Source organism: Janibacter anophelis NBRC 107843 (assembly GCF_001570945.1).
GTDB classification, from domain to species: Bacteria; Actinomycetota; Actinomycetes; order Actinomycetales; family Dermatophilaceae; genus Janibacter; species Janibacter anophelis.
The window spans coordinates 26,057-42,563 of record NZ_BCSQ01000007.1 but is presented as its reverse complement, the minus strand read 5'-3'; the positions used below and the strand labels follow the sequence as shown (position 1 = coordinate 42,563).

The following is a 16,507-nucleotide window of genomic DNA, read 5'->3' as shown; positions in this document are numbered from 1 at the left end:
CTGTTGGAGACAATCTGCGCATGAACCCCGGTCCGAGACGCCCACCCGTCATCGACGAGCTCGACGCCCGTCTCATCGCCCTGTTCTCCGAGCGCCCATCGATCGGGGTCCTCGGCGCCTCCCGCGAGCTCGGCGTCGCCCGGGGCACCGTGCAGGCGCGGCTGGACCGGCTGCAGACGAAGGGGGTCATCCGCTCCTTCGCGCCGACCATCGACCCGGCATCACTCGGCTACCCCGTGACTGCGCTGTGCACCCTGGAGATCCGTCAGCGCCTGGGCCACCAGGCCGTCGTCGACCACCTGCTCGCGATCCCCGAGGTCCTGGAGATCCACTCGACGACCGGGATGGGCGACCTGATCATCCGGATCGTCGCCACGGACAATGCCGACCTCGGCCGGGTCATCGACGAGATCATCGACGACACCCACGTCGTGCGCGCGAGCACCTCGATCGCCCTCGTGACGCACCTGGAGATGCGCACCGGCCCCCTCGTCGAGGAGGCCGTCCGCCGCAGGGACGGCAGCTGAAGGGACGTCCGCGTCCTTCCGACGTCACGCTGGTCGAGGTGCGAGGGCGTCCGCGCCCGTCCGGGTTCACGCTGGTCGAGGTGCGAGGGCGTCCGCGCCCGAGCCTCGAGACCTCAGATCTTGTCGCCGAGCAGCATCCAGATGAAGATCACGGTGCCGATAGCCATGCCGATGTGCGCGATCTGGGAGAGCCACGGACCCTTGGTCCAGCCGTCTCCCGCGAAGTGCTCGGAGTGCCGCGACCCCGACCCGCGCCACCGGCCGAGGAAACCCAGGCCGATGAGCGAGGCGATGACGAGGCAGATGATCGCCAGCCACGTGGCCGGCGTGGACTCGTGCACGTCGAGCAGCCGCAGGACGATGATGGCCAGGCCGACGCCGAGAGTGAGGCTGTGCAGGTTGAGCACCCACCCGGAGAAGTCGACCATGCCCCGCTGACCCCGGGCCGCGCGCAGACGCAGCGGCGTCAGGACGAGGACCAGGATCGCCAAGGCCACGAGGATCCACGCGAAGACGGTCATGCCCCCATGATGCCCGCACTGCGGCACCGGTAGGGGGAACTTCGGCCACCGATGACGACGAGGGGCCGTGCACGCCGCGTCCGGCGTCGTGGCTCAGCGCTTGCCGACGAACCAGCGGCGGATGCGCTCGATGCGCTCGGTGACCTGCTCGCTCGTGGCCTGCGCGAGCTCGGGCCCTCCGCACGCGCGTCGCAGGTCCATGTGGATGTTGGCGTGCGGAGCGCCCGTCTTGGTGGCATAGGCCGCGACGAGCTTGTTGAGCTCCTTGCGCTGGGCGGCCAGGGCCCGGTGGGCGGCGACGGGAGCGTCGTCGTCCTTGCGGGTGCGGCCGGTGCGCTTGGACTGCTTCGTCTGGCGCTCGCTGAGCAGCGCGTGCACCTGGTCCGGCTCGAGCAGACCGGGCAGGCCGAGGTAGTCCTGCTCGTCCTCGGAGCCGACCTCGGCGTGCAGGCCGAACTGCTGCTTGTCGTAGAGCACGTGGTCGAAGTGCGCGTCCGACTCCAGCGCCTCGAAGGAGCCGAGCAGGTCGTCGCTGGCGCCCGCGTCCCGGTTGGCGGCCGCGAGCATGCCCTCCTCCTCGGACCACAGGGGCGCCTCGTCCTCCTGCGACTCCGGACGATCGAGGGCGTGGTCGCGCTGCTCCTCGAGAGTGCCCGCGTGGGCGAGGATCACCGGCACGCTCGGCAGGAAGACGCTGGCGGTCTCCCCGCGCCCGCGGGCCCGCACGAACCGCCCGACGGCCTGCGCGAAGAACAACGGCGTGGACGTCGACGTCGCGTAGACCCCGACGCACAACCGGGGCACGTCGACCCCTTCGCTCACCATGCGCACGGCGACGAGCCAGCGGGAGGTGCTCGCGGAGTAGTCCTCGATCTTCTGCGACGCGCCGTTGTCGTCGGACAGGACGACGGTGGGCTTCTCCCCCGTGAGCTCGGTGAGGATGCGCGCGTACGCCCGCGCCTGGGTCTGGTTGGTCGCGATGACCATCGCGCCGGCGTCCGGGACGCCGCGCCGGACCTCGGTCAGTCGCTTGTCCGCGGCGGCGAGGACGGAGGGGATCCACTCCCCCTTCGGGTCCAGGGCGGTGCGCCAGGCCTGGGCGATGAGGTCCTTGGTCATCGGCTCGCCGAGGCGGGCGGCCACCTCGTCACCGGCGCGGGTGCGCCAGCGCATCGCGCCGCCGTACGCCATGAAGAGCACGGGCCGCACGACGCCGTCGCGCAGCGCCTCGGCGTAGCCGTAGGTGTAGTCGCTGCTCGAGCGCAGGATCCCGTCGTCGCCGTACTCGTAGCCGACGAAGGGGATCGGGTTGGTGTCGGAGCGGAAGGGGGTCCCGGTGAGGGAGAGCCGGCGGGTCGCCGGCTCGAAGGCCTGGCGGATGCCGTCGCCCCACGACTTGTTGTCGCCGCCGTGGTGGATCTCGTCGAGGATGACGAGCGTGCGCTCGTCGCGGGTGCGGCTCTCGTGGACCGAAGGGCGGGACGCCACCTGCGCGTAGGTCACGGCGACACCGTCGTAGTCGCTCGAGGTCACCGCGGTCGTGTTGGAGAAGCGCGGGTCGAGGTGGATGCCGACGCGGCCGGCGGCGTCGGCCCACTGGGTCTTCAGGTGCTCGGTCGGCGCCACGACGGTGATGTTGGTGACCTCACCGGCGGAGAGCAGCTCGGCCGCGACCCGCAGGGCGAAGGTCGTCTTGCCGGCGCCCGGGGTGGCGACGGCCAGGAAGTCGGTGCGCCCCGACTCGAGGTAGAGCTTGAGCGCCTCGGCCTGCCAGGCGCGCAGGGCCCCTGCGGTACCCCACGCCGCCCGCCTCGGGAAGGCGGGTGACAGGTGGGACGCAGCAGACTGACTCATCGCAGGGCCAACTGTAGATCGCCGCGGTGACAGGACCGAATGCCGCCCGCCGGGCAGGCCGGACCCGCCGTCAGGAGCGCGCGTCCATGGCCACCATGGTCTGCAGACCGGTGCCGAGCTCGCCCCGGACGTCGGCGAGCGTGGTGTGCACGGTGCCGCCGTGACCCGGCGTCGCGAGCGCGCGGGAGTCCAACCGCACCCACTCGCCCTCCGGGTCACGGTCGAGGGCGACGTGCAGGTCGCAGTTGATGTAGGTGTGGCGCCTCGGGTCGACCGTCAGCGTGATGCCACCCCCGGAGTCGGCGAGCACGAGGGCCCGCTGCCAGCCGGTCGGCTCCTCGCCCTCCACGAGCTCGACGAGTTGGCGTCCCCAGGCCACGGCGGTGCCCACTCCCCCGGCCACGATGCGCCACTCGATGGCCTTGAGATAGCCATCCGTGTGGGCGCCGGGCATGTCCAGGTGGGGTTGGTCGGGTGCCTCCGGCACGGCGTCGACCGTCGCGGGCCGTCCACCGGTGAGTCGGGGGAAGTGCTGCGGTGCCCGCACGATGCGCCAGGCGCGGGCGATCGCGAGGGGGCGTCCCGAGGCGCTGGCCGTGGCCTGCAGCAATTGCATCGACCGGCCGCCGCGCAGGACCTCCACGTCGATCTCGAGCGGGGCGACCGGGATCGGTCCGAGGATGTCCAGCCGCACGTCGGCCAGACGCGTGTCGGGTGCCGGCTCGTGCCGCTCCATCGCGCGGGCGAGGAGTGCGGCCGGGGGTCCCGCGTGCTGGGCGTGCGGGCTCCACGGGCCGGCGGTCGAGCGAAGGGAGTCGAAGCTACGGTCGTCGAGCTGCCGGTAGAAGGCGTCCAAGGTGCAGGTCAGTCCTCGCCGTCCTGCGGGTCACGCAGGCCGTCGTAGATCTCCTTGCACGTCGGGCACACGGGGAACTTCTCCGGGTCGCGACCCGGAACCCAGATCTTGCCGCAGAGCGCCTTGACCGGCTCGCCGGAGAGCGCGCTCTCGAGGATCTTTTCCTTGCGGACGTAGTGGCTGAAGCGCTCGTGGTCGCCCGGCTCGGCCACCTGCGTCTCCGGCTCGGTGCGCTCGAGCACCGCCGTCGAGGTCGAGGGGCCACCGGGCTCGGGGGTCGGCGCTCCGGGCTGCGTGGGGTCGGCGGGCGTGCTCATGCCACCCATCGTAGTGACCACGCACACGCCCGCCGAGGAGGTCGCGACGCGGCGACTCGAAGCGCAAACGTCCGACGCGCAATGTCTCCGGTGGGCGTCAGTTGAGGTCGGGATCCACCGGATAGGTCGAGACCCAGGCCAGGGAACCGCCCTGCCGACGCAGCACGCGGCGCCACAGGGTGGCGGGGTCGGCGTCGAAGACGTCACCGACCTCGCTCTCGGCGACGTACCAGCCACCCCGGGCGCGCTCGTCGGCCAGCTGCTCGGAGCTCCAGCCGGAGTACCCGGCGAAGATCCGCAGCGCGCTCACCTGGGGCCAGATGATCTCCTGCGGGGAGTCGAGGTCGACGAGTGAGATCGCGCCGAAGAGGCGGCGCACGCCCGGAGGCTCCTCGGCGTCACCGGGCAGCCCGACGACACCGATCGCGGAGTCCAGCTGCACCGGGCCGCCCTGGAAGACCCGCTGTGGCTCGCTCGAGCCCTGCTGCCAGCCCGGCAGCACGTCGTCGACGGAGGTCTCGAGAGGCTTGTTGAGGATGACTCCCTCGGCCGTCTCCTCGTCGTGCTGCAGCATGAGGATGACGCTGCGGCTGAACAGGTCGTCCGTCAGCTCCGGTGTCGCCACGAGCAGCTTGCCGGCGAGCGAGGTCTCCATGCTCCGACCCTAGTCGCGCGGGCGTCCCTGGCGACCGCCCCGGTCACCGCCACGACGGTCACGGTCGCCACCACGGCGGTCGTACCCGCCGCCGCGCCGCTCACGGCCACCGCGGTGCTCGCGCGCGCCACGAGGACCACGAGTCCCGGAGTGCCGACGGGCCGGGCGCGGGTCGACGAGCTTGCGGAAGTCCGCATCGGTCACCGGCTCGCCGGAGGGCTCGGTCGCGCCCATCTCCGTGAGCACCTCGGCGTCCAGGGCGGTCCGGGTCGGTCGCGCCTCGAGGCCCGCCTGCTCGGCCATCCGGGTGACCTCCTTGCGCTGGTGCGGCAGCACGAGCGTGACGACGCTGCCCGCCTCACCGGCGCGTGCCGTGCGGCCGGCCCGGTGGAGGTAGTCCTTGTGGTCACCGGGCGGGTCGACCTGCATGACGAGCGAGACGTCGTCGACGTGGATGCCGCGCGCCGCGACGTCCGTGGCGACGAGCACCGGGAGCGTGCCGGTGCGGAAGGCGCCGATGGTCTTGTTGCGCTGCGACTGGCTGAGCCCACCGTGCAGTGGCGCAGCGGCGACGCCGGCCTCGCGCAGCTCGCCCGCGATGCGCTCGCACCCGAGCTTGGTCCGGGCGAAGACGACAGTGCGACCGGGGCGCGAAGCGATCCGGGCGGTGATCTGCTTCTTGATGTTGGGCTCGATGAGCAGCAGGTGGTGCTCCATCGTCGCCACGCTGGCCGCGGCCTCGTCGGTGCTGTGGGTCACCGGGTCGACCATGTAGGCGTCGACGAGGTCGCCGACGCCGCGGTCGAGGGTCGCGGAGAAGAGCAGTCGCTGGCCGCCCGGGGCGCACTCGTCGAGGATGCGGGTCACGGACGGGAGGAATCCCATGTCGGCCATGTGGTCGGCCTCGTCGAGGACGGCCACCTCGACCGCTTCGAGGGTCAGGGCACCGCGGTCGAGCAGGTCGACGAGACGACCGGGGGTCGCGACGAGGACGTCGACGCCCTTGTCGAGGGCCGCCGTCTGCCCCGTGTAGGACAGTCCGCCGGCGACGAGCTTGATCCGCAGCCCGCTCACGTGGACGAGCGGCTCGAGCGAGTCGCTCACCTGCATGGCCAGCTCACGCGTCGGCACGAGGACGAGCGCGCGTGGCTTGCGGCTGCGGGCGCGGCCCCCGGCGAGACGGGCGAGCATCGGCAGGCCGAAGGCGAGCGTCTTGCCCGACCCCGTCTGTCCGCGGCCGAGCACGTCCTTCCCCGCGAGCGCGTCCGGGATGGCCGCAGCCTGGATGGCGAAGGGGGTGGTGATCGCGTCCCGCGCCAGACGCTCCACGAGCACCTCGGGCAGGCCGAGCGCGGCGAAGCCGTTGTCCTCGGCGACCTCGACATTGCCCTTCAGGGACGTGCGTGCCGACGAGGTCCAGGTGTCGGCCTCCTGGCGCAGCGTTTCTGCGTCCTCGATCGGCTCCGGGCGAGGGGCGTAGCCGCGACGGGTGTGCTCGCGCTCGAACCGCGGCGTGCGACGGGTGTCGTCACCGTCGCGGTGCGGACGGGCCGGGCGTCGGTCGTCGCGACGCTGGTAGCCGCCGCGGTCATCACGACGCTCGTAGCCGCCCCGGTCGTCGCGACGCTGGTAGCCGCCGCGGTCATCACGACGCTCGGAACCGCCACGCTCGTCACGACGCTCGTCACCACCGCGGTCATCACGACGCTCGGAACCGCCACGCTCGTCACGACGCTCGTAACCACCGCGGTCGTCACGGCTGCGGGGTCCGCCACGCCGGTCCTCCCGGCGCTCCCAGGTCCGCTGACCGCGGTCCTCGGTGCCGTCGCGGCGCACCTTCTTCGGGCGACCACCCGCCGGTGCGTCGTCCCGGTCGCGCCAGCGCTCCTTCGAGCGCGGGGCGTCGGTGGGCGCCTGACCACGGTGGTGGGGCTTCTTGGGACCCTTGGCGGCGGCGGACTTCTTCTTCGCGGCGTTCTTCTGGGCCGTCGTCCAGCGAGGCTTCTTCTTGGCAGGCACGGGTGATCCTTCGTGATCTCTGGGATGGGCGAACCCGCACACGGCGGGCGCGGGCGACATCTGGAGGTCGAAAGCGAAACGTGCGAGTTCCTCGTGGGCGGCGACGTCACCGTCGCCGAAGAGTCAATAGTACCCCTATTGACGCAGCACCCACACCGACGAGATCGGCCACCACGTCCCACGGGTCACCGGACCGCTGCCCCAGGGCCAGATGCTGGACGACCTCGCTCAGAGGGGCATGGGCCGCGCACAGGAGTGCGACGAGCCGCCACCGCCGCAACCTGCCGAGGCCCGCGATGAGCACCGGGAGGGCAAAGACGAGCGCGTGGACTGCCTTGTCCGCGTGCGGGATCGGCGACGGCGGGCCGGGCGCCTCGGGCGCGTAGAGGACGATGAACTGCACCACCACGACCGCCGCCAGGGCGCACCGCACGCGTCCACGACGGTCGGTGGACAGGCTCATCGCCCCAGCACAGCACACCACGCTTCGTCGTCCGCGGCCCGGTCGGCCTATGGTGGAGGTCATGAGCAAGATCACCGACCTCGATCTCGAGAGCTTCCGCTCCGCCGTCACCGGCGAGGGGACGGTCATCGTGGACTTCTGGGCCAGCTGGTGCGGACCCTGCCGCCAGTTCGCCCCGGTCTTCGAGGCCGCCGCGGACAGCCACGAGGACGTCACCTTCGCCAAGGTCGACATCGACGACAACCCCGAGCTCGCCTCACTGGCGAATGTCTCGTCGGTCCCCACCCTCATGGCCTTCCGTGACGGCATCCTGCTGCACCAGAGCGCGGGCGCTCTGCCCAAGGCGCAGTTCGAGCAGCTGCTCGAGGCCGTGCAGGCGGTGGACATGGACGAGGTCAAGGCCCAGGTCGCCGCCAACGAAGCGGCGGGCTGACCTCCCTTCGCCCCAACTCGCGCCACGAGGGGTGGCGCGCTGCGCCGACCTGTGGTTGCGTGGAGGTCCACCCGCACGCGGTGGGTACCACCCACGACAGGAGTACATCCCATGGGTATCAGTGACAAGATCGAGAACAGCAAGGACCAGCTCGCCGGCAAGGCCAAGAGTGCCGCTGGCGACGCGACCGACGACGAGAACCTGCAGGCCGAGGGCAAGGCGCAGGAGACCAAGGGCGACCTCAAGGCCGCAGGCGAAAAGGTCAAGGACGCCTTCAAGTGACCCGCTGACCACGCAAAGACCGAAGGGCGGGACCGTGACGGTCCCGCCCTTCGGCGTGTGCGGTACGTGACGTGTCCACATGGTGGTGGAGGTGGCGGGAATCGAACCCGCGTCCACTGGCAGACGAACAGGGCTTCTCCGGGTGCAGTGCGCTATGGATTTTCTCGGCCCCGGGGCTCGCGCGCACACGTTCCCCGACAGGCCCAGTCACGTAGGAGTCCCGCGATGTCCCGTGACATGACACCGCAGCAAGATCTCTAGCTGACGCTGGGATCTAGGCCGAGATCGAACCTAGGCCAACGGACTTCGGGCTCGCTCAGGCGGCGAGGGCGAAGTCGGTGCGCTTGGAGTTGGCACCTATTGGGTTTGCACGGGGCGTTGACGAGATGACCGTGCATCCTCGACCCGCTTCCCCTGAAGGACCGGCCAATGTCGAAACCGATCACCCCCATGGGATGGACACGTCACGCTGTTCAGTTGTGGTCACTCAGTATCCCCTCAACAGCGGCCGGGACCAAACACATTCCCACGCCGCTGCCGAGGATCGGGGCCCGGGACGGAAGGCGTCTAGCGCCCGCCCCGCTTGAAGCGGTCGGACATCGCTCGCTGGGCCTCGCGCCGGTCCTGCTGCTCGCGCAGCGTGTGGCGCTTGTCGTACGCCTTCTTGCCCGTGGCGAGGGCGATCTCGACCTTGACCCGACCGTTCTTGAAGTACAGCGACAGCGGGACGATGGTGCGCCCACTCCCCTGCACCTTGACCGCGATCTTGTCGAGCTCTGCCCGGTGGAGCAGCAGCTTGCGGCGCCGGCGCGGGGTGTGGTTGGTCCACGTGCCCTGGACGTACTCCGGGATGTGCACGCCCTCGAGGTAGAGCTCGTCGCCGTAGAAGATCGCGTACCCGTCGGTCAGGCTGGCCCGGCCCATGCGCAACGCCTTGACCTCGGTGCCCATGAGGGCCAGTCCGGCCTCGTAGGTGTCCTCGATGAGGTAGTCGTGGCGTGCCTTGCGGTTGCGCGCGACGACGAGCTCTCCCTCGGCGGTCTTCTTGGCCATGGGGCTCCCCCTTCGCTCTGGTGTGGACGGGCCACGGTACCCCGTGGCACCGACGGCGGTCGCCTCGGTTTCGCCGAAGGGAGGGTCAGAGCCAGCCGCGCGGGTCGACCGGGGTGCCGTTGACCCGGGTCTCGAAGTGCAGGTGGCAGCCCGTGGAGCTGCCGGTCGTGCCCGTGTAGCCGATGACCTGGCCACGCGAGACGTGGCCGCTGCGCACCGCGAAGGACTGCAGGTGGTTGTAGGTCGTGGCCAGCGAGCTGCCCCGCTTGACCCCGTGGTCGACGACGAGCTGGTTGCCGTAGCCACCGGTCGACCCCGGGGGCAGGGCCGCGATCACGGTGCCGCTGTCGGCGGCGTAGACCGGGCTGCCGCAGCTGCCGGCGTAGTCGCGCCCGCTGTGCAGTCGCCAGGTGTGGTGAATCGGGTGGAAGCGCAGCCCGAACTCCGAGCTGACGGGAGCGTTGCTCGGCGCCTGCAGCACGCCGCTGCTCGCGGGGGCCGGCGGGTTGGGGTCCGCGGGCGCGCTGCTCGCGTCGGAGGAGCCGCTCGTGTCGGAGGAGCTGCTGCGCGATCGGGTCGCGCGTGCCGCCCGGGCGCGCGCGGCGGCCTCGCGCTTCTCCTGCTCCTCGCGTGCCTTCTTGATCGCGGCCTCGCGGATGCGCGCCTTGCGGGCGCGCTCCTCGAGGATCTTCTGCAGCTTGTCGGACTGCGTCTGCAGCTTGTCGACCCGGTCCTTGTCCCGCTTCTTCTCGCGGCGCAGGGTCGCCGACTGGTCCGTCTGGTCCTTTTCGAGGGACTCGAGGTCGGCCTGCTTCTTGTCGGCCTTGGTGCTCGCCGCGGTCGCGGCCTCGAGCTTGGTCTGCTTGGTGGCCTTGGCGTCGCTCGTCTTCTTGCGCAGGGCCTGGAGCCGGTCCCCCGTGGAGACGAGGTTGGCCCGTGAGGTGCTCAGCTCGTCCAGGGCGGAGCCCTGGGTGTCACCGACGGACTCGGCCATGATCATCTTGTCGACGAACGCGGACGGGTCCTCGCTGCCGACCGCCACCGACATCGTGCCCAGACCCTGCTGCTGGTAGACCTGCCCGGCGAAGGAGGCCACCGCACGACGCGAGGTGCGGATCTTCGAGCTGGTCTTCTTCAGGTCCTTCTCGGCCTTGTCCTCGTTGGCCTTGGCCACGTCATAGGCGGCGACGGCGTCGTCGTACTCGCCCTTGGCCTTGGTCTCGGCCTGCTCGGCGGACTTCGCCGCTTGGCGCGCTCCCGGCAGCTTCTTGCGGGTGGCCTTCAGCGCGTCGTAGGCCTTGACGAGGTCCTCGGAGGTCTCGTGCAGGTCGCCCTTGGCGTCCTTGAGGTCCTGGTCGACCTGCCCCTTCTGCGTCTCGGGGTCCGGGTCCGCGGCGAAGGCCTGACCGGCACCCGCGAGCAGGCACAGCGACAGGGCCGCGCCGGTCAGGGCGCGGGCACGACGTGAGGCCTGGGGGCGTGAGGGGCGGTGCATCGGGGACAACGGTAGCCACTGGAGGGCGCCGTGGACAGCACCTGACCACCCTTCGGCGCGCCCGGGATCAGACGCGCAGGTACCGCCAGAGGGTCACCGTCGAGGTGCCGACGGCGAGGAGCACCACCCCGATGAGGAGGAAGGGAGCGATGACCCACACGTCCGCGGACGAGATGAAGGCGGTCCCCGACCCCTGCTGGGTGAGCAGGTACTTGTCGAAGAGCGTCCATGCGGACACCCACAGCAAGCCGATCGCCATCAGCGCCCCGATGAGCCCCGACGCCACGGTCTCGATGATGAAGGGGGTGCGGATCGTGCGGTTGGACGCGCCGACGAGCTTCATGATCGCGATCTCGCGGCGCCGCGTGAAGGCGGCCTGGCGGATCGTCGTCGCCATGAGGAGCACGGCGGACACGAGGGTGAGCGCGGCCAGGCCGACCATGACCGCCGTGATGATGTTGATCGCCCGGAACAACGGCGCGAAGACCTCACGCAGGTTCGGCACGCTCGCCACCCCCGGCGCCCCCTCGAACGCCGAGGCGACGGTGTCGAACTTCTCCGGGTCGCTCAGCTGGACGCGGTAGCTCGGCGGGATGTCGCCGACACGGATGTTGCTCGCCAGCGGGGAGTTCTCGTAGTCCTGCTTGAAGCGCTCGAAGGCCTCCTCCTCGGACTCGTAGTACACCTCCTCGACGAGCGGTGCCATCTCCTCCAGCTGGGCGGCGACGGAGTCCTTCTGGTCCTGGGTCGCCGCCCCACCGGAGCAGTTGGGCTGCGACGACGTCGCAGTGCACATGTAGATCGAGACCTGGACCCGGTCGTACCAGTAGCCCTTCATCTGGTCGACCTGCCGTTGGGCGAGCAGACCGACCCCGAGGAGGTAGAGGGAGATCATCGTGACGAGGATGACCGAGACGGCGATGGACTTGTTGCGCCGCAGGCCCTCCCAGGCGTCGGCGAAGACGGACGGCCTCATCGCAGCAGGTCCTCCGCGTCGTCGTCCCACTCGTCGAGCGCGTGCACCTCACCCAAGGGGCGTTCCTCCTGGGGCGGCGGGGCGTCCCCTTCGTGGTCGTGGTCGAGGTCGGCCTCCCGCTCGGCCTCGGGCTCGTCGTCGATGTCGCGCGAGTCGACGGCCTTGGGCACGTAGCTGCCGCCCTCCTCGTCGCGGATGATGTGGCCGCGCTCGAGCTCGATGACCCGCTTCTGCAGCTCGTCGACGATGACGTTGTCGTGGGTGGCCATGACGATCGTGGTCCCGGCCTCGTGGATGCGACGCAGCAGCCGGACGATGTCGAGGCTGGTGGCTGGGTCGAGGTTGCCGGTCGGCTCGTCGGCCAGCAGGATCGGCGGCTTGTTGACCACCGCACGGGCGATCGCCACCCGCTGCTGCTCGCCGCCGGAGAGCTCGTGGGGCATCCGCTTCTCCATGCCCTCCAGACCGACGAGCTCGAGCGTCTCGGGCACGAGCGCACGGATCGCCCGACGCGGGCGGCCGATGACCTGCAGCGCGTAGGCCACGTTCTGCTGGACGGTCTTGTTGGGCAACAGGCGGAAGTCCTGGAAGATCGTGCCGACCTGACGGCGCAGCTGCGGCACCTTGCGCTGCGGCATCCGGCGTAGGTCGTGACCGCCGACGAGCAGCCGGCCCGAGCTGACCACCTCTTCCCGGATCGTGAGTCGCACGAGGGTCGACTTGCCGGACCCGGAGGCGCCGACGATGAAGGCGAACTCCCCGCGCTCGATGTTGAGGTCGATCCCGTCGAGCGCCGGGCGGCTCTGGTTGGGATACCTCTTGGAGACGTTCTCGAAACGGATCATCAGGTGCTCGGGGCCTCAGTGGGACGAAGGGGGCAAACGGCCGCCTGCAGGATATGCCGCGACCCGACGACGTCGTGACATACCCGTGACCTCGGCGGGTTGGAGCGCTCCCGCAGTGGTGACGTCACGCTCGGTGAGCGCGCGGGACGCCCGACCCGAGACGATCGAGGACGAAGGTCGTCTCCTCCTCGAGCGCTCCATCGTCACCCAGCACCCGGCGGGCCCGCGCGACGGTCCGTCGGCTCTCCTCGCCGTGCTCGCCCTGCCACGAGGCATGCAGGGCGTCCCGCCAGAGGGTTTCGCTCAAGGGGTCGGCGAGCAGGCCCTTGCGCGCGGCCCACTGCGCCCCGTCGGGGTCGCCCTCGCGCAGGCACCGCTGGGCGAGCTCGTGCGCGATGTCGGCGACGGCCGCGGAGATCTCTGCGCGGTCGGCCGCGGCCCACTGGTAGCGGCCGGGGTCGGGCTCGTCGAGGGGGGGACCCGTGACCAGCGTCAGGGCGGCCCGCACGTCGGCGGAGTCGGCGGTCGCGACCGCAGGACCGATGAGGGAGCGCAGTTGCTGCCAGTCGACGAGCGCGCCGTCGAGGGAGAACTGTCCCCCGGCCCGGAGCAGTCCGGACCGACCCGAGCGGGCGCACCAGGCGTCGACGTCACGGAGCGTGGCGGCCACGGTGTCGGGTGTGCAGCCCAGAGCCGCGGCCAGCCCGCCGAGGTCGGACCCGGGGTGCAGGGCCAGCAGGCCGGCGAGCTCGGTTGCGGTGGCCTCGTCCCGGGGCCTGGTGCCCGGGGCCGTGACCTCGACGGCGCCGAGCACCCTGACCTGGACGCTCCCCTGCCCGGCCAGCCGGGAGATGCGGGTCGTGGCGTCATCGGCCCGGGGCGTGCGGACCACTCGGCGGCGGGGCACCGTGTCGAGGGTCAGCTGGTCGACGTCCTGCCCCACGGTCCACGCCGGTCCGGGGACGTGAGACTGCGACGCCGAGCGGATCAGCTCGATGAGCTCGTCGTACCCGGGCGGGCTCACGGCTGCAGGGCGCAGCGACAACCCGACCGGGGCGAGCACGGCGGCCAGGCCCTCCCGCCGCCGCTCCACCGCGAGCGACCAGTCGGCCACGCCGCGGGTCGTCGTGACGACCGACAAGCGGCCCTGACCGGCTCGGGCGAGCAGCCCCCGCAGGCGCTGCAGCTCCTCCGGGCGCAGCGGTGCCGCGACGAGGAGCACCTCCGGGACGGTGGGCATCCCCGTGTCCTGCTCGAGCCGGGCGAGCACCTCGGCGGGAGCTGCGCTGTGGGTCAGACGCGGGTCGCCCACGGCCTCGACGAGCTCGGCGAGCGCCCCGATGACGGTGACCCGGCCGGGCCGGTCGGACACAGCGAGGTCGACGGCGAGGGCCGTGAGGACGGCGTGCGCCTCCTCGCGGTCCCCAGCCAGCTCCAGCGCTCCGATCTCGTCGAGGTTGACGAAGATCCGGGCCCCACCCTCGTCCTCACCGATCATCACGAGGGAGGGCCACGGTGTGGGCCGGTGGCCGTGCGCCGTGGTGACCAGGTTGCGGTCGAGGACCCAGGTCCCTCCCCCAGCGGCGACCCACGGGCCGGGCAGCTCCAGGTGCTCCTCGACGACGTAGACCTCGATGTCCGCATCCCCGAGCCGCGCGGCCCGGAGGGAGGGCAGGCGACCCGGCGAGCAGCGGACTGCCAGGTCCGAGAGCGCGGCATCGAGGTCCGCGTGACCCGCCGGGTCGGCCGCCGCTCGCAGCCATGACTCCGTGCGCTGCGCCGCGTCCGAGGGCAGGACGACCCGCCACCCCGGCCGTCGACTGCGACGTTGCCGGCGGCGTGCGGCCTCGACGAGGGCCAGGACCCCGGCGCCCGCGAGCAGGCCCAGACCGCCGGCCGCGGACGGCCCGTGCTCGTCCTCCACGGTCACCCGCGACTCACCGTCAGCCGACTCACCACTCACCGGCGAACTCGTGGTCGCACTCGAGCCCGACGGGACGGTATCCGCGGCGGAGGTCGACGGTTCCGCTCCGGTCGTCGGAGCCCCGCCTGCATGGCCCAGCTCGTCGTCGAGTGCCTCGGCGACGGCGTCGCGCTGGGCGGAGTCACCGTGGTCGGCGGACGTGGTGTCAACGGTGTCGGGGTCGCTGTCGGCGTGGTCGGACCGGGCCTCGGGTGTCGAGATCGCCGCGTCGGCCACGGGGACGCTGAGCCGCCACCCGGGTCGGATCTCGTCCGGGGAGACGAGTCGGGCGCCATCGGGTTGGGTCAGCCCGGACGAGCCCTCGGCGATCTCGGTGTAGCGCTGCCCCTCCCCGAGCTCATCCTCGGCGATCTCCCAGAGGGTGTCGCCGGACCGGACGGTGACGAATTGGCCGGCTGCGCCGCCGGTTCCCGTGGAGTCGGTGCCGGTGTCGCTGCTGCTGCCGTTGTCGCTGCTGCTGGTGTCGCTGCTGGCGGTGTCGATCCCGGCATGCCCCGCGAGCAGTGCCGAGGTGTCTGCGGACACCTGTTGGGCGACGGAGGGCGATGCCGCAGTGGCAGGGCTCTGGTCAGGAGCGGCCGACGCAGGAGCAGCCCCGGCCGCGCCGACGGCGAGCATGGCCATGACGGCTCCGGTCATCGCCGCCGCGCGGCCCTGCTGCCACGACAGACCCGGCAGTCGGGGTGCGGGCACACCGCGGATCGCGGCGGGGATCTCGACGAGGAAGGACAGCGCCAGGGTGGCCCACACGAGCCATCCCACGACCGTGATGACGCCGATGAGCAGCGTCCCGTCGTCGGGGCGTGTGAGGGCCCGCAGCACCTCGTCGACGGTGGGGACCTCGGACGGCAGGGGGTTGCCGCCGAGGACGACGAGGGCTGTCGGTAGGCCGACGAGGATGAGCAGGATGCCGACGAGGGCGATCAGGCCGCGCAGGACCACCCACGCGCGCGACGGCTGCCTCGCGCGGCTCATGGCGCGGTCCCGGCGTCCACCTGCTCGAGGTCGATCACCGCGGTGCCCGTCAGCGTGTCGGGCTGGAGCACGGGCATGATCTTGGGCGACCAGGGAGCCGAGGTCGTGACGGTCACCTGGCTGCCGTCCACGGTGACGGTGCCGTCCACGCCCGTGGCGGAGAGGTATTCGCGGGCCGCTTGCGCAGCGCGGCTGGAGTCGACGGTGGCGATCTTGCCCGCGATGACGTCGGAGCTGACCTCCTGTGCCGCGGCACGCCCGGCCTCGTTGGCCACGAGCGTCACCCTGCGTGCCTCGTTGGCCTTGTCCGCGGAGTCGTAGACGACGCCCCCGACGAGGATGAGGGCGGCGCCGATGACAGCGGTCCAGGCCGCGACGTACCCACGCTCGTCGCGCAGGCGTGCGGTGGACTCATGCATGCGGGCTCACCTTCCTCGGTAGCGGTCGACGGGGCTCACTGCTTCGCCCGTGTAGACGCGATCATTCGTCGGGACGAGCGCCGCGAGGTCCGTGAGCGGCACCCGGCAGGACACCTCGGCGCGCACCTGGCTCGAGGTCCCCACCGGGGCCGAGAACCCGCTGGTGTCGACGGAGACCGTGACGTTTTCGCAGGACAGGCCCTGCTGGCTGAGGTAGTCGCGCGCAGCGGCCTCGGCAGCCGAATTGGCCGCCGAGGCACTGCGCTCGATGGACGCGGCGCGGGCCGCGCTGAATGCTGCCCCGTCGACGTGCGAGGTGGCCATGGCCGTCCGCCCGAAGATGCCGACGAGGGCGAGCATCCCGAGCAGCACCGGCGCGCAGATGGCCATCTCCAGGGAGATGCTGCCGCTCTCGTCCCGGCGCAGACCCAACATGCGCGTCATGGCTGCGTCAGCCTCTCGACGGGCGCGTTGATCTCGGAGCGCACGTCGGGCATGGGGATGAGCGGCACGATCGAGGGCGCCGGCGCGGTGACGGTCGCCGTGACCCTCCCCCCGGACCGGGTGACATCGATCTGAGCCTGCGACATCGCGTCGATCCCCGCGAGGTAGCTCCGTCCAGCGGCCTCCCCCTGGGCGTCGGTGGCGCCCCTGACCCGCGCCGTCTCCGCGGAGATCTGGGCCGCGTTGGTCGCCGTGGTGTTGGCCATGAAGTAGGCCGCCATCTGCACGACGACCATGGTGGCCAGGATGACGACCGGGGCCATGATGGCACCCTCGAGCGCCACCGCCCCGGAGTCGGCGCGCAGCCGGTCCGGGAGGCGGTGTGACAC

Annotated in this window: 18 protein-coding genes and 1 other RNA gene; 3 read left to right on the top strand and 16 right to left on the bottom strand. The window is 71.5% G+C overall.

Going from position 1 to position 16,507, the window contains the following annotated elements:
* Window positions 1–20: 20 nt before the first annotated feature.
* On the top strand, window positions 21–527 hold the full coding sequence (locus JAN01S_RS03050; RefSeq protein ID WP_068313478.1) for an Lrp/AsnC family transcriptional regulator: 507 nt from the start codon (window positions 21–23) through the stop codon (window positions 525–527).
* Window positions 528–640: 113 nt separating this feature from the next.
* Here the strand turns inward: JAN01S_RS03050 and JAN01S_RS03045 are convergent, their stop codons facing one another.
* From JAN01S_RS03045 to JAN01S_RS03015, 7 genes are all read right to left on the bottom strand, one after another.
* Window positions 641–1,048, bottom strand: coding sequence for a hypothetical protein (locus tag JAN01S_RS03045; RefSeq protein ID WP_068313475.1), 408 nt, complete (start codon window positions 1,046–1,048; stop codon window positions 641–643).
* A 93-nt stretch (window positions 1,049–1,141) separates the two neighbouring features.
* The gene (locus JAN01S_RS03040; protein WP_068313472.1) at window positions 1,142–2,902 is read right to left on the bottom strand and encodes a DEAD/DEAH box helicase; all 1,761 of its coding nucleotides are present in this window, start codon (window positions 2,900–2,902) and stop codon (window positions 1,142–1,144) included.
* A gap of 70 nt (window positions 2,903–2,972) precedes the next feature.
* Complete coding sequence (locus JAN01S_RS03035) at window positions 2,973–3,758, bottom strand: thioesterase family protein (protein ID WP_068313469.1); 786 nt, start codon at window positions 3,756–3,758, stop codon at window positions 2,973–2,975.
* Between the two features lie 8 nt (window positions 3,759–3,766).
* On the bottom strand, window positions 3,767–4,075 hold the full coding sequence (locus JAN01S_RS03030) for a DUF3039 domain-containing protein (protein WP_068313590.1): 309 nt from the start codon (window positions 4,073–4,075) through the stop codon (window positions 3,767–3,769).
* 97 nt (window positions 4,076–4,172) lie between these two features.
* Window positions 4,173–4,730, bottom strand: a complete 558-nt coding sequence (locus JAN01S_RS03025; protein WP_068313467.1) for a YqgE/AlgH family protein — start codon at window positions 4,728–4,730, stop codon at window positions 4,173–4,175.
* Window positions 4,731–4,739: 9 nt separating this feature from the next.
* Window positions 4,740–6,749: a DEAD/DEAH box helicase gene (locus tag JAN01S_RS03020; protein ID WP_244884738.1), complete on the bottom strand. Its 2,010-nt coding sequence runs from the start codon at window positions 6,747–6,749 to the stop codon at window positions 4,740–4,742.
* Between the two features lie 106 nt (window positions 6,750–6,855).
* Entirely contained in the window at window positions 6,856–7,212 is a 357-nt protein-coding gene (locus JAN01S_RS03015) for a VanZ family protein (RefSeq protein WP_068313461.1), read from the bottom strand.
* A 61-nt stretch (window positions 7,213–7,273) separates the two neighbouring features.
* On the opposite strand from JAN01S_RS03015, the gene trxA reads away from it, so the two are divergent.
* Both trxA and JAN01S_RS03005 read left to right on the top strand, forming a co-directional pair.
* Window positions 7,274–7,645, top strand: coding sequence for a thioredoxin (gene trxA / locus JAN01S_RS03010; protein WP_169797154.1), 372 nt, complete (start codon window positions 7,274–7,276; stop codon window positions 7,643–7,645).
* Between the two features lie 111 nt (window positions 7,646–7,756).
* Window positions 7,757–7,927: a CsbD family protein gene (locus tag JAN01S_RS03005; RefSeq protein ID WP_068313455.1), complete on the top strand. Its 171-nt coding sequence runs from the start codon at window positions 7,757–7,759 to the stop codon at window positions 7,925–7,927.
* 83 nt (window positions 7,928–8,010) lie between these two features.
* On the opposite strand, the gene ssrA is transcribed toward JAN01S_RS03005, so the two are convergent.
* From ssrA to JAN01S_RS02960, 9 genes are all read right to left on the bottom strand, one after another.
* Window positions 8,011–8,377, bottom strand: a transfer-messenger RNA (tmRNA) gene (gene ssrA / locus JAN01S_RS03000).
* 117 nt (window positions 8,378–8,494) lie between these two features.
* Window positions 8,495–8,980, bottom strand: coding sequence for an SsrA-binding protein SmpB (smpB, locus tag JAN01S_RS02995; protein ID WP_068313451.1), 486 nt, complete (start codon window positions 8,978–8,980; stop codon window positions 8,495–8,497).
* Between the two features lie 85 nt (window positions 8,981–9,065).
* On the bottom strand, window positions 9,066–10,475 hold the full coding sequence (locus JAN01S_RS02990; RefSeq protein ID WP_068313449.1) for a M23 family metallopeptidase: 1,410 nt from the start codon (window positions 10,473–10,475) through the stop codon (window positions 9,066–9,068).
* Between the two features lie 67 nt (window positions 10,476–10,542).
* A complete protein-coding gene (gene ftsX, locus JAN01S_RS02985) occupies window positions 10,543–11,451 on the bottom strand; it encodes a permease-like cell division protein FtsX (protein ID WP_068313446.1) in 909 nt (302 codons plus the stop codon).
* The gene (gene ftsE / locus JAN01S_RS02980; protein ID WP_068313443.1) at window positions 11,448–12,296 is read right to left on the bottom strand and encodes a cell division ATP-binding protein FtsE; all 849 of its coding nucleotides are present in this window, start codon (window positions 12,294–12,296) and stop codon (window positions 11,448–11,450) included. Before ftsE ends, ftsX begins: the two co-directional genes overlap by 4 nt.
* 124 nt (window positions 12,297–12,420) lie before the next feature.
* A complete protein-coding gene (locus JAN01S_RS02975; RefSeq protein WP_157075572.1) occupies window positions 12,421–15,255 on the bottom strand; it encodes a LysM peptidoglycan-binding domain-containing protein in 2,835 nt (944 codons plus the stop codon).
* Complete coding sequence (locus JAN01S_RS02970) at window positions 15,252–15,674, bottom strand: hypothetical protein (protein WP_068313436.1); 423 nt, start codon at window positions 15,672–15,674, stop codon at window positions 15,252–15,254. Before JAN01S_RS02970 ends, JAN01S_RS02975 begins: the two co-directional genes overlap by 4 nt.
* Before the next feature lie 6 nt (window positions 15,675–15,680).
* A complete protein-coding gene (locus JAN01S_RS02965; RefSeq protein WP_068313434.1) occupies window positions 15,681–16,118 on the bottom strand; it encodes a TadE/TadG family type IV pilus assembly protein in 438 nt (145 codons plus the stop codon).
* Window positions 16,115–16,507, bottom strand: a complete 393-nt coding sequence (locus JAN01S_RS02960) for a TadE/TadG family type IV pilus assembly protein (RefSeq protein WP_068313432.1) — start codon at window positions 16,505–16,507, stop codon at window positions 16,115–16,117. Before JAN01S_RS02960 ends, JAN01S_RS02965 begins: the two co-directional genes overlap by 4 nt.

Excerpts from the sequence above, each read along its gene's own strand:
- ftsX (WP_068313446.1), bottom strand. The coding sequence starts at position 11,451 with ATGAGGCCGTCCGTCTTCGCCGACGCCTGGGAGGGCCTGCGGCGCAAC.
- ftsE (WP_068313443.1), bottom strand. The coding sequence starts at position 12,296 with ATGATCCGTTTCGAGAACGTCTCCAAGAGGTATCCCAACCAGAGCCGC.
- smpB (WP_068313451.1), bottom strand. The coding sequence starts at position 8,980 with ATGGCCAAGAAGACCGCCGAGGGAGAGCTCGTCGTCGCGCGCAACCGC.
- JAN01S_RS03045 (WP_068313475.1), bottom strand. The coding sequence starts at position 1,048 with ATGACCGTCTTCGCGTGGATCCTCGTGGCCTTGGCGATCCTGGTCCTC.
- JAN01S_RS03025 (WP_068313467.1), bottom strand. The coding sequence starts at position 4,730 with ATGGAGACCTCGCTCGCCGGCAAGCTGCTCGTGGCGACACCGGAGCTG.
- JAN01S_RS03050 (WP_068313478.1), top strand. The coding sequence starts at position 21 with ATGAACCCCGGTCCGAGACGCCCACCCGTCATCGACGAGCTCGACGCC.
- JAN01S_RS02975 (WP_157075572.1), bottom strand. The coding sequence starts at position 15,255 with ATGAGCCGCGCGAGGCAGCCGTCGCGCGCGTGGGTGGTCCTGCGCGGC.
- JAN01S_RS03030 (WP_068313590.1), bottom strand. The coding sequence starts at position 4,075 with ATGAGCACGCCCGCCGACCCCACGCAGCCCGGAGCGCCGACCCCCGAG.
- JAN01S_RS03015 (WP_068313461.1), bottom strand. The coding sequence starts at position 7,212 with ATGAGCCTGTCCACCGACCGTCGTGGACGCGTGCGGTGCGCCCTGGCG.
- trxA (WP_169797154.1), top strand. The coding sequence starts at position 7,274 with ATGAGCAAGATCACCGACCTCGATCTCGAGAGCTTCCGCTCCGCCGTC.
- JAN01S_RS02970 (WP_068313436.1), bottom strand. The coding sequence starts at position 15,674 with ATGCATGAGTCCACCGCACGCCTGCGCGACGAGCGTGGGTACGTCGCG.
- JAN01S_RS03005 (WP_068313455.1), top strand. The coding sequence starts at position 7,757 with ATGGGTATCAGTGACAAGATCGAGAACAGCAAGGACCAGCTCGCCGGC.
- JAN01S_RS02965 (WP_068313434.1), bottom strand. The coding sequence starts at position 16,118 with ATGACGCGCATGTTGGGTCTGCGCCGGGACGAGAGCGGCAGCATCTCC.
- JAN01S_RS02990 (WP_068313449.1), bottom strand. The coding sequence starts at position 10,475 with ATGCACCGCCCCTCACGCCCCCAGGCCTCACGTCGTGCCCGCGCCCTG.
- JAN01S_RS03040 (WP_068313472.1), bottom strand. The coding sequence starts at position 2,902 with ATGAGTCAGTCTGCTGCGTCCCACCTGTCACCCGCCTTCCCGAGGCGG.